This is a genomic window from Klebsiella sp. K47 (genome assembly GCF_051858335.1).
GTDB lineage: Bacteria > Pseudomonadota > Gammaproteobacteria > Enterobacterales > Enterobacteriaceae > Klebsiella > Klebsiella pneumoniae.
The window spans coordinates 1-236 of record NZ_JBPYUI010000261.1; the positions used below are offsets into that span (position 1 = coordinate 1).

The following is a 236-nucleotide window of genomic DNA, read 5'->3' on the forward strand; positions in this document are numbered from 1 at the left end:
GGCTGCCCAAACACCCCGCGGTCGCAGCGCTTCGCAGGCGAAGCGGCGCACGTTGGGCGAGGCGTCGGTGGTCCAGCCGTGCACGTGCGTGAGCACCCGCAGCGGTTCGGACACGATATGCGGACGCACGGCCAGCCACGCCCACTCGCGCACGCCGAAGTGTGCGTCATCGGCCAGCGCGCGCAGCGCATCCAGCTTGTGCTCCAGTGACAACCCCGGGTCGCTACCAATCAGAT

General features: G+C 69.5%; 1 pseudogene. It reads right to left on the reverse strand.

Annotated features, from left to right (window positions below):
* Positions 1-236: pseudogene (locus RRF55_RS27960) on the reverse strand (DNA alkylation repair protein); the annotation flags it as partial.